Source organism: Streptococcus mitis (assembly GCF_905187495.1).
GTDB lineage: Bacteria > Bacillota > Bacilli > Lactobacillales > Streptococcaceae > Streptococcus > Streptococcus mitis_CU.
The window spans coordinates 1-11383 of sequence record NZ_CAJJIB010000009.1 but is presented as its reverse complement, the minus strand read 5'-3'; the positions used below and the strand labels follow the sequence as shown (position 1 = coordinate 11383).

Here is an 11383-nt window from a genome sequence, read left to right as displayed (position 1 = left end):
CTTTAACTTCTTTATAAACGTATGTTACTTCTTTAGTTACACCTGATTCTACTTCACCTTCTGGTTCACCTTCAGTTGATTCTGGAACCAGTTGGTAAACTTTTCCTTCCGCAGTTTTAATACGTTCTGGTTTCATTCCGTTATCTGCAGTGTTGTACTCTGTACCTGGTTTACCGTTATCAACATCTTTCGTACCTGAAGCTACAGTTTTGCTTTCATCTCCAACTACTATTCCTGTAAGTGGAGTTCCATCTTCAGTTTTGTAGTTAACGATTACTGATCCAGCTTTTTCATAGATGTAAGTTACTTTTGTAACACCTTCTACTACTGTACCTTCTTCAGCTGGTGATGTTGTTTCTGTATCATTTACAGATGTTTTTGTGTTTGCTTCGTTTAGGTAGTAAACATTTCCTTGTGCATCTGTAAGTTTTTGAGGTTTTTCAGTTTCGTTTTCTTTAGTGTTGTAGGCTACGTTTTTAGGAGTTCTAACAGTCTTATCTTCTACAACTACTTCTTGCCCATCAGCATTTACATAGTAATGCTCAGTTACTACTTCAGCTACTGTTTCAGGAGTATCAGTGTAAGGAGCTTTCAATTCTACTCCGTCTGCTGTTTGGTAGTTAACGACTACAGAACCTTTTTTCTCGACTTCACGAGTTTTTTCTTCGGCATAAGTGTAAGTGATTGTTGTAGTACCACTTGCTAAACGGTAGGCACGAAGTGGAGTGATTTCATCGCGGTAAGTGTAAGTTTCATATTCCGCTTGAGGACCACTAAGGTTAAGAGTAAAATCACCACCACTTATAGCACTTGTTCCAGATTCATAAACCTCTGAATAATCCGCAGTTACATCCGATGTCGGTCTTCTTTTAGCATCAACTTGGTCTCCATTATCAACTGCTATAGCGCCTTTAACACCAGTTTTTGCGTCTAGCCCCACAGCAAAATATCGTTTAAAATTAAGAATGTTATCTTCTAATCCTTTTTCTTGAAGATAAGCAAGATACCCTTTTACAGTAGTTTTGTTCCTTTCTCCTGTTAAAGTATCTGGCGCAGCTTTAAATTTTTGAACCATTGCATATGTTCTATCTAGACTTGCACCATCCCCCTGTCCCGAATCCGAAAGGTCATCAGCTACATTGTCCTTAGGCGATAAAGGTATATAAGCTGATAAAGTAACATCCCCAGAGTTAACTGTTACATAAGTATTTTTCTCAAGAACGAAAACGTAGTCTCCTTCTTTGATTCCACCATCAGCAGTTACATTCGCTGAATTGAAGTCTTTTGCTGCCGCTTCACCAGACTTGAAGGCTTCAATCATTTTATCGTCAGAAGTGATTGCACCTGAATCAGCTTGCACATATTTACCATATGTTCCTTTTCCTGTTTGTTCAACAATCCAGGCTTTTCCACCAGCTTTCACAGTGTCATAAGTGATTTTACCTTCTGCATTACTTAATCCTTCTGGAGTCAATTTTGCAGTAACATCACCTAGAGTTGTATCAGAGTATACTCCTCCACCATCTCCAGTAGTTTCAACCTTAGGTTCTCCGATTAGGTGGTAAGTTTTCCCATCTTTTTCGATAGTTTCTTTCTTACCATTTTCTTTAGCGTCGTTTAAGTCGCTATCTTCTGCATCCCCACCTGTAGTTCCTTTGAAAACTTCTCCTGATTTACCGTATACATCATATGTTGTTTCGATAGTTTTATCAGCACCAGAGTTTTGGTTTTTGTTTTCTTCTAATACAGTATTTCCTTCAGCAGTTACATATTTGTAATCTACTTTTCCAGTTTTAGTGATTGTTTTTGTATCACTTTCAGTTGGATTAGTATCAAAGTTCTTACCATTATTTGGATCCTCAATATTAGCTGTTTCTACAACTACTGAACCCTTATCATTTGAAATCGTTGTTGTGTTATCGCTGTTTTCTGTCATTGCCGCTTCAACGGTCTGCGTTCCAGCTGCCATTGCAAGGGCTGCACCAACAATCAGAGCAACTGTACCGATTTTGACTGAGTCTGAACGACCGTCTTTAAACTTACGGATGGAAAATTTTTCCTTTTTATTTATAAACATCCTTAGCATCCTTTATCTTTATTTTTTTGTATGATTTTCAAAGATTATTATATTATTATAGCCATAACAATTGATAAACCTGAAAACCCGACACTTCTATTTTAACACTTTAAAACCCCCTATACAAATAATCTCAATACTTTTTGATCATTCAAACTATAGTTTTTCGCTATATTTATATATAAAAAATCCATACAGATGTATGGATTTACATATTTAAAAATATACATTTATACTACCAGCCAAGTGAAACTATTTCAAACTGACAACCTAATCGTCGCAATTCTTTTTGACGGTCCTCATAGTAGGGGAGAGAAATACCTGTGATGGTCACATGGGGCAGGTCTTTAAGGTGCAGGCTGACGGATGAGGTAAAATGATAGACATGAACGAACTCGTATTCTTGAAAGAGTTGGGCTAGAACATCTTCAAAGATCAACTCCGTCTCCAAGTAGGTCACATCAGGGATAGTGAAGGTTTCCTTGGGATGGGGTAGATAGAGGTCAATTGCCAAGGCCTTGGCATAAGTGCTGATAAAGCGGATGGAGATCTGGTCGTCCTCTTCAGAGAACTTTTGTCCCAGCAAAACCTTGACCGTCTTGCCATTTGAAACGGGTGCTTGGGACAGGTCAAAAAAATGCTCCAGATAAACCAGCTTTTCTCTAGCCACGACATGGTAGTCACTGCGATAGAGGGTATAGTGCTTTTCCGTTCGCTCAATCAAGTCATCTCTGGTCAAGCCTAAAGAGCCCACCTGACTGGGCTGAAGAGGCCAAGCATACATACCCAAGGGATAAATATCCGCATAGCCATCATCGAAACTCATGAGGTGCCGGTAGTTTGAACTAGCAACCAAGTCCAGAATCAAGCTATTATCAAAACTAGCATAAAAAATGGTGTCATAGTCGCCAGCCAGCTCCTGACAAATCTGAGCCAAGTCCTCTGCCGTCTGAGGATAGTGAACATGGTCAAAATCCTTGGCATAATGCTCCTGTCGGACATTTTTGACAGGACTGACATAAAGGCTAACAAAGTCCTGATCAGGATAGAGGCTCTTGATATGCTGAGCTATTTTAGCCTGTAAGGGCGTTGTGGCAATGATGAGGTGTTTCATCTCTTTGATTCTCCTAGGTGGTGATGTTTCAACAAGGTCTCAACGACTTCAAAGTCCAAGGCATCGTCGATATCATAAGAATAGAGTTTGGGCATTTCATAGGCTACTGTCTTATCCGTGTAAAAGGTCTCATCTCGTAGGTAAAGGTCCTTGCGAGAAATCCAGATACTACCGTTAGGATAGTAATAGACAGGCTCTTTCTGCCGAGCATAGTGCTTGGAAACTTGAGGTGGACGGATAAAAGCTGACTCCCCTAGCTGCAAGAAAAGACTACGACTCTTGTCCGCCTTAACACAGGAAATCAAATGGTCGGCACCAGACTGACAGTAGAGCTGATAGGATTCGATGAGGTGCTCTACCTCTCTAAGAGGTGAAGTCACCTGTAGATTCACAAAGACCTGCTCTTCCTCAAAGGGCTGTAAAAAGTCGCGTAAGGTTTCTAAACTAGAGGTTGTGGATAGGGCCAACTCTTTTGGTCTATGGACACAACAAATCTCTGGATAGGCTTGACGACAGAGTTCTAGATAGTCGAGTGAGTCTGAGGAGACCCAGATGTCACTAAATAACTTGGAGGCTAGAGCGACTTCGATAGTATAGAAAACCAAAGGTTTGCCTGCAAGCGGTTTGATATTTTTATCCACTAAGCCGCGTGAACCCGAACGAATCAAAATGACGGCTATGGGTTTAGATGTTGCTTTCATATAGTCTTCCTAGAAATGAGATAAAAAGAGCAGATAAAGTAGTAATGATGCTATTTAACCAGGGATTGGGGTTGACAAAAAGGCCACTGTAATGATAGAGAACCAAGGCTCCTAGACTAAAGACCAGATAGATTTTGGCTAACTGTAAACTCGGTCTTTTGAGGAGTAAGACCAAGAGGTACAAACCGCCAATCACACCTAGTGTCAAGCCCATAAAGCCGTTAATCCATTCGTAGATGGAGTAGATTTCTGCATTCATGAGCAAGAGGCAGAGGAGCCAGGACAGACCTGCTAAGACAAAGGATAGAATACTTGGCGACCAGCGAATCTTTGACCAAGCAAAATCCAACTTCAAGCAGGTCACGATCGCATTCATACTGGATGAAACTGTGGATTGGCCTGCTGCCAAGAGAGCCAGCATGATGAAACTACCAAACCAAGGTGCCAGACCTTCCCGAGCGTAAGCAATGAGAACAGGATTGGTCGATGTGGTAGCAAAATTTTCCTGACGAATCAAGCAGCCAATCAGATACAGTAAACTAGCAATTCCAAAGGACAAAAGTCCCTGTAACCATAAGATTTTTCCAATCTTCTGACGCCCCATTTTGCTATTAAAACGTTGGACGATATCCTGCGAGGAAACGTAGGAAAACAAGCTACTAAAACCTGCTCCTGCAACTAAGATAAAAATCGTTTGACCATCCAGCGTCTCTACGAAGCGAGATAGTTGCTGACTGCTATTCATGACGAGGCCTGATTGGGCAATCCTTGGTAGAAAGAGGGCCAATATAACCAGTAGGACCAAGCCCTGAAAGAAGTCCGTCCACAGCACAACCAAGAGACCACCCCTTGCCAGATAATAGACCGTCAAAAGAAGGAGTAAACCTGACAAGACCAGCTGATTGATAGGAATAAAGGGCGCTAAGGCCTGAGACAACAAGTAGGTCACCACTGCTATTCGCCCCAACTGGTAGAGGATAAAAAGACCTGAGGTCAGTGAACGAATGCCAGCCGATTGAAACTTGTCTTCTAAAAGATGATAGGCTGTCTCATAGTTGCCCTTTTGATAGAGGGGCAGAAAGTAGCGATGAGCTAGTGGAATGGCTAGAAAGATACCACATTGGGCAAACCAGAGATAGGACCTGCCTGTATAGGCATTCCCCACCAGAGTCAGAAAGGAAATGGGACTGAGCAAAGTCGCAAAGACTGAGAAGGCCAAAACTGTCACAGGAACAGCTTTCTTAATCTGATAATAGTCCTCTTCGCTCCCTTTTTTCCGATAGGCAATCCAAGAAATCAAGCAGAAATAGAGCAATAGGGTAACTAGAATTCCCAACATCCTAGAAGTTCCTATCTAATAGCTCTCGGTAGCTTTGAGCTACTTTTTCCAGAGAATAGCGAGAAGCTAAGGCTAGATTTTTTTCATTTAATAGATAAAAATCAGGCTGTTCCATCTCTTCTATCTTTTGAATCAACTCTGATTTAGTTTTAAATAAGTTGATGGCATTGGACTGACCAGCATAGAAACGATGGGCAATCTCCACATCTGATAATAAGGCTAACAAACCTTGGCTCAAGGCTTCAACACAGGCATTGGCAAATAACTCTGTGTAACTTGCAGACAAATAGCATTGGTGCAGATGATAAGGCACTTCGTTAACGATACCTTTAAAGTGAATGGTTGGCGGAAGATCATATTGATTCTGTAATTCTGCTAGACGTTCCTCTGAACCACCATAAAAGGTAATCTGGGCCTTGAAGCCACGTTTGTAGAGTTCGATAAAGGCTTCAATGACAAGTTCAACGTTCTTGCCTTCTCCCATATGACCCACTAGGCAATAGTCCAAAACAGGTCCGATTTTTCTTAGCTGACCTAATTTTTCTGTAAACATTGGAGGTAAAAACTTGGTATCATACCCTTGTTTCGCCAAAGTATCAGTCAACACTTCACTGGCAACTAGATATTTATTTGTCTTGCGCAGATTGGCGAGACGTAAATCTCGCATGATATTTTCATGGACAACTTCATAGTAATTTTTGTCCGTATTTTCCATATAACGCCAGAGGCTGGGTTTGGGAACGATTTGTTGGTCACGGATGAAGAGATCGGTTTGCTGGGCCCACTTGGCTAAGAACTTAACCAGCAAGTCCTCTTCAGAACGGATTTCTCCTCCTATGCGGTAGATATACTCTGGATAAAAGATGGTTACAGGAGAGGGTTCTTTAAAGGGATTGATAAAGCGTCCTTCCAGGGCCAGTTCTCCATTTTCATGATACCAACGAAGTTCCTTCTCCTTGAAATCTTCAAACAAGAAGGGCCCCTTGGTATAGTAATATCTCCCCGAGCCATCTCCTAGGGTAACTGAGGCCACAAAACCATCCTCATTGAGTTCAACCTGATCTCCATCTGCTAGCGTTAAACTTTCTGGCTTCACTGATAAGTCTGCATGGCCTATATCTGAAAAACTATGCGGAACACAGAGCAATTCCTTTTCTAAAAATCCTAACTTAACCAAGTCTTTCTTCCAGTCAGGACGAAGCTGAGGGCTCGATACAAGGTGAACATATTCCAAACCCAGATGTCGTGCTATACGAGCTCGATAGACCTGGGTACTCTCAAAACCATAGCGATGGATTTCCTTGGCTGGATGAATGCTGACAATTCTCGACATGATGTAGACTCTTTCTCTCTTATTTTCTGCTTACAAAGGAAAAACCACCCTCACAAAAAAGCGAGGGTGGTTCATCCGTTACAATGCTTGGGGATTTCCTAGCAAGTTCCCCCTCAAAAGGACTTTATGCTATTCTATCACAAAGACTGACCATCTGCAAGATAGACTGGATTAGACAGGATAGCGTGGGGGAGTTTTCTTATTGTTTATAAATCGATTCTCTGAAATCATCTGTGCTACGTAGGTAGGCATTGTAGATTTTTTGTTTTAATAAGTGGACCCAACTTGCAGGAGCGTGGCTTGTCGTACGGTCAATGTTAGCCACATCTTTTGCCACTGCTTGATCGATGAGTTCTTGCATTTGAGCAGCTGAACGAATTGTAATCTCCTTGCTGCTGTTTGGTACACCAAGTTCATACTGAATAGTGATTGGTTTCAACTGGTCTTGCTTGCGAATACGTTTATTAAACATATCCTTCTTGAAATCAGCCCATGAACCATATTGGTTGGCAAAGACATTTTTCAAGACGAGACTATCAGTGATGAGTCCCACATCTTTTCCGTGCCAATCTGAATAGGTAATGTCCCCGTTTCGTTTAGCTTCTTCTGCATATTGGTTGGATACATATGGTAAGAACCCATCTTGATAACCTTTTTCTGCCAACAATTCGTAGGCTGTCTTTCTAAACATGATGTCACCAGGCGCACCCTTTGGATTACTGAGGGCAGCATAAATCGGTGAGAACATGCTGATCAGATGATAACCATTACGAGTATAGTCGCTCTTATCACGGTAAGCCCGACGGTTGATGATATCATTGTCAATCAAGGCATCCAGACTGGTTAGTTTACTTACTTCAGCATCTGTCAATGGACGAACAGAGTTTCCAGCATGAGTTTGTTTATGATACTTGTCCTCAATGTAGAAATTCTCTATTTTTCTAAACCATTTTTTCTTAACATCATTTGACTTAGTTAAAATGGCATTGGCTTCCATAGCATCCAAGGTGTACAAGACATCGTACATACCGTGCACATACTCTTGCAAGGCTGCGGCTGATGTGAAGCGGCTTGTCGGATCATAAGTATGCAAGCGAGTTGGTGAATCCTTATCCCCTTTATAGAGAGTATTCAAGACAATAGCATCCTTATCTAGGTTGTCAGCAGATTGTAACAATCCTAGGGCATATAACTCTGCCCCCAATCCTTCGCGACGACCTTTTCCTTCAAAGTAAATATGTCCGTCAGAATTATGAACCATTTCATGGGTATAGACAGATGTTCCGTACTGATCTAACAAGCGGTCGCTGACATAGTGAACCTCAGAACCATTGGCATAGGCTCCAGCTCCTTTACTTTCCCCATACCACTTACCAGTTGGTCCAAAGAAGTTGTAGATAGAATCAATGGCCTTATCAGACAGGGTAGCCCAGTAATAATTACTATTGCTATCTTTCATACCAAATCCATCTGAAACCATGACTGAACGGAAGAGTTTTTCTTTGTATTCTGGTGAAAGGAGATGATACCAGATATCGTAGTGGTCTCGTTGCCATTCAGCCGACTGGTCGACCTTAACACGGACATACTGACGCAATTCCTCTCCTAACAAGACTGTATTATTAACACGGTCACGGTAGCGTTCGTAGCCACCAAAGGCCAAAGTAGAAAGGTTTGAAATCACATAAACATCTTCTTCTGGCAATGTTAATAACGGTAGGAGCATATTTTTTAATTTCCAACTTGGTGCCGTAATACGGTCATAGACTCCCAGCGTATAGTTACTATCTGGTGTTGCTGACTCTTGTTTGGCACGCACTTCTGGAATCGCTGATTTACTCTCTACGATATAGGCCTTGGTATTTGTCTTCAACCATTCATTATTGGTTTTGGTTGGTAGGAAGAGTTTTCTGTAAGACTCTAGTAAATCAGTCACTGTCTTGCGACCTTTTGCAGCGGCCAGGGTTGTTTCATAGGCACTTGGATTATTTGATGCCTTGAGATTTTCCATACCACTCTGACCTAGTGCAATGATAGTATCCAAGGTTGAAGCTGTGCTATTGCCATCAAAGTCAAACTTATAGGTATTGAGGTCCTTGGTATTGATGTGATCATAGTTGATATTGTACCAGCGATTGAGGTAGGTCAAACCAAGCAAGAAAGCTTCCTTGTTGTTCTTGATTTTCTCGCTGATGTAGGTTGCTACACTATCTCCCATCGTATTGATAGACTTGTCCATGGCTAGCACTTTACGGAGATGTTCACCGATATTGGCCTTAACTTTTTCAAATTCTTTATCCAAATATAGTGGATCAAGTGAAGCATCTGCCTCAATGCCAAGGACTTTTCTCATGGCTTCTGAGTCATATTCAACCCCTTGCAAATCTGCTAGGACCTGATTGGTCACTTTTGTATAGTCAGATAGAAAGGCCTCTGGCGTAAAGATAAAGGGTTTACCTGCTACGCTGTACTCTGCAATTTGTGTATTTTTGAAGTCTTCTTTGTAGGTGACATCTAGATAACTGATTGTATTATCAGCAAAATGCAACATAAGCTTATTGATTGCTACTTTATTGGCCTGAATATCTGTGATGATGTCATTGTCCTTCATTGGTACGACATCCAACAGTTCTGTAGTATAAAGCTTATCAGTAGGATCAACTTGATTTCCATAGTGAACCACTAGCTCTTTATTATAGAAAGGCATCAATTTCTCGATATTGTGATAAGCAACTTTTCGACTAGCTTGACCTTGGCTTAACTGAGTATAGTCCACATTTCGTTGATTGTCCTTTAGTGTTTGACCTGTATCGTTTAGTGTCACTGTCATCCCATATGACTGGGCCTTTTCTTTGGCCTGGTCTTGGGTAATTGAGGTCGCATAGAGATCTGCCTTCTTATTCTCTACTGCAGTGCTGGCATCTTTGATGTCCGCTCCCCTGTACTGGTCTCCTGTGATGGCATAGCCATCTCCAGTATTGACCATGCTAACGACATGATGGATACGGCCATTTTGCCATGTAGAACCTGCTATACCTCCGACACGTGGATAGGTTGTCGTATTGAGGATGGTTCCACTTGCTAATGCATGAGAAACCAAAGCACCACTTTGAACTTTCCCTACAATACCTCCAGCAAATTGGTCATTGTTGCGGGCATTACTAGAAATATTTGCATCAACGGCTACCTTATCAATCTTAGCCTTATTACCAGATAGGAGCCCTGCTATACCTCCCACATAGTAAGGAGAAGTATCCGTATGCTTGGCCTGAATGCTACCTGTAAAGGAACTATTGCTTATCTCTGTATCTTGAGCCTTCGCTACCAAACCTGCCACTGACTTACTACCTGATAATTGACCTTCTACAGCTACATTACTAATCTGACTATTAGTAGCCACTTTTGCTAGGCTGGCTGTGTCTTCTTGACTCTTAATCGCTACTGCTTTAAGGTCAATATCTTTCACAGTAGCCTTGGTCAAGTTATCAAACAAGGCTGTCTTAAGGTCATAAATCGCAAACGGCTGTCCGTCACTCGCACCGATAAGATTACCAGTGAAAGTGCCTGTCACATAGCTACTTTGCCCCTTAGCTAAGACCACTTCATCAGCTGTCATATCAGCTCCAAGTTTAAAGGTTCCAGCGAGATTACCTTGCATGGCAGCAATTAGTTTCTTGAAGGAAGTATAAACACCGTCCTTGGCAAGCTTTTGCTTATCAATTGTGAAGCTATAGTTATCCTTATATGTTGAACCTTCTTCTTGAACCAGTTCATTGAAGGCAACGGTTACCTTGTATTTCCCATCATCTGTTTCCTTAATAGAGCTAACTGGTAACAGCATTTCCTTCATCTTGTCTGATTTGACTTTGACAAAATAAGGTGACAAATCACTTGGTACTTCTGATAAGTTCAGATAACGACGGTAGTGACCATCTTCCTTACCATAGAGCCCCACTTCATCCACATCTTTGATTTCAATTTTTTTATAGTCTAACTGAAAATCTTTCGTTGATACTTCTGTACTTTCCTGATCAGATTGTCCTAGATTATAGGTCAGGTAAGTCTTAAGATTGTATGACGTATAGTAGTCCAATCCATCAATCGTTTGTTGATCTGATGGATTTTTCAAGTCCACCTCTTTGACCAATGTTCCATTTTGGTAAATTTGGGCCTTGGCCTTAACAAGAGCAGACGTTGGGTCATCCAGGTGATAGTTGACTGCTACTGCTTTTTTGCTCTCATCTTTAACCAGATTAGTAATTTCAACTATTGGTTTGGTTTTAACAAGACTACCAACCTTGACAATCTCTTTGGTTGGTTCTACTTCTGTACGTGAGATTTCCTTGCTAGCTTCTACCTTACCATCTACGAGATAATCTTCATACTCGATTGTTCGTAAACCGTCTTTTCCTTCCTGAGCAATTTCTCGGTGATTTTTTAAGATAGTCGCATCTTCAATTTCTTCAGTTTCATGAGGAATGGTTTCTGTTACTGTACGATGATTACTTGTCAAAGGCAGTTCAGGAAGAGCCTCTGCTACAGCAGCCTCGCCCTCGTGACCGGGCTCTTGCGTACCTTGGGTACTAATTGGGGCTGTGTAAGATGGCTGAACGGGTTGAACTAAGGCTTCACCCTCATGGCCGGGCTCTTGCGTGCCCTTACTGCTAACAACTTCTGTAGACTCTGGCACTGTTGGCTCAACTGGAGCTCCCTCCTGAGGACCTGTGTAAACTGGTAGTTCTGATTGAACAAGGGATTCGCCTTCATGGCCGGGCTCTTGTGTACCTTGGGTGCTAACGGGTTCTGTATAAGACGGTTG

General features: G+C 41.6%; 5 protein-coding genes and 1 pseudogene. All 6 read right to left on the bottom strand.

Going from position 1 to position 11383, the window contains the following annotated elements:
* Positions 1-2077, bottom strand: a pseudogene (locus JQ843_RS02540) (MucBP domain-containing protein); the annotation flags it as partial.
* Positions 2078-2312: 235 nt separating this feature from the next.
* Complete coding sequence (locus JQ843_RS02535; RefSeq protein WP_203212813.1) at positions 2313-3191, bottom strand: glycosyltransferase family 52; 879 nt, start codon at positions 3189-3191, stop codon at positions 2313-2315.
* Entirely contained in the window at positions 3188-3892 is a 705-nt protein-coding gene (locus tag JQ843_RS02530; protein WP_203212812.1) for an acylneuraminate cytidylyltransferase family protein, read from the bottom strand. Before JQ843_RS02530 ends, JQ843_RS02535 begins: the two co-directional genes overlap by 4 nt.
* Positions 3876-5231, bottom strand: coding sequence for a sodium:solute symporter family transporter (locus tag JQ843_RS02525; RefSeq protein ID WP_203212811.1), 1356 nt, complete (start codon positions 5229-5231; stop codon positions 3876-3878). The genes JQ843_RS02530 and JQ843_RS02525 overlap by 17 nt, the downstream gene beginning before the upstream one ends.
* Before the next feature lies 1 nt (position 5232).
* Positions 5233-6564 (bottom strand): glycosyltransferase, encoded by a 1332-nt coding sequence (locus JQ843_RS02520; protein ID WP_203212810.1) that lies wholly within the window; start codon positions 6562-6564, stop codon positions 5233-5235.
* Between the two features lie 199 nt (positions 6565-6763).
* Positions 6764-11383, bottom strand: a 4620-nt coding sequence (locus JQ843_RS02515) for a ZmpA/ZmpB/ZmpC family metallo-endopeptidase (protein ID WP_203212809.1), incomplete at its 5' end; no start/stop codon positions are given.

Coding starts and splice junctions, on each gene's coding strand:
- JQ843_RS02520 (WP_203212810.1), bottom strand. CDS start 6,564: ATGTCGAGAATTGTCAGCATTCATCCAGCCAAGGAAATCCATCGCTAT.
- JQ843_RS02530 (WP_203212812.1), bottom strand. CDS start 3,892: ATGAAAGCAACATCTAAACCCATAGCCGTCATTTTGATTCGTTCGGGT.
- JQ843_RS02525 (WP_203212811.1), bottom strand. CDS start 5,231: ATGTTGGGAATTCTAGTTACCCTATTGCTCTATTTCTGCTTGATTTCT.
- JQ843_RS02535 (WP_203212813.1), bottom strand. CDS start 3,191: ATGAAACACCTCATCATTGCCACAACGCCCTTACAGGCTAAAATAGCT.